At 65.7% G+C, this 685-nt stretch carries 1 tRNA gene; it reads left to right on the forward strand.

The annotated features are described in order from the left end of the window. The first annotated feature begins 72 nt into the window (after positions 1 to 72). Positions 73 to 149 (forward strand) — tRNA-Met (locus AC1DDS_RS25750). The last annotated feature ends 536 nt before the right edge of the window (positions 150 to 685 follow it).

A 685-nucleotide genomic window follows, 5' to 3' on the forward strand; every position in this document is an offset into this window, starting at 1 on the left:
ACCGGCCCAGGCCGAACACTTGAATGGGCCGCACAAGCGGCCCATAATGCGTTTAAGACGCAAACCGGATAACGCGGGGTGGAGCAGCCCGGTAGCTCGTCAGGCTCATAACCTGAAGGCCGCAGGTTCAAATCCTGCCCCCGCAACCAGCTTAATCGATCCGCCCCCATGGTCCGCCCGTGGGGGCGTTTTGATTCCTGCCCAAGGGCGGGGAGCGCGCCAGTTCGCCGACCAGTTCGATCGGGGCCTCGAGTTCTTCCGACCAATAGCGACCGGCAACTACGGCGCCGTCGGCCCATTCGATGGCAGGGCGCGGCGGGCGACGACCTGCCCGTCTTTCACCACTCCGACAACGCCGCCCGGCCGCTTTTGTAGTGGCGCGGCAGGAGGTTGAGTATCTCCTCGAGCGTGGCGGTGTCGATGGCTGTCATGGTGGAATGCCTGAATTGTGGCCCCGCGGGCAGTTCGCACGGGAAAGGCGGAAGGGGGAAGGGGCGGTGTGCCCTGACCAAGCGCGATCTTCAGCGGTGACGACGCGCGCGACTTTCGTCAGGCTGCGTCGGAAAAGACGAGGTGGGTGGAGGGCTCGGCCAGCGCCAGGAAAGCCAAGAGATCCTCGCGCGAGAGCGCAGCGCAGCCCGCCGTGGGCGTGTAGTCGGGCCGGGCGATATGCAGGAAGATCGCA

Source organism: Mycoplana sp. 10N416 (genome assembly GCF_056394765.1).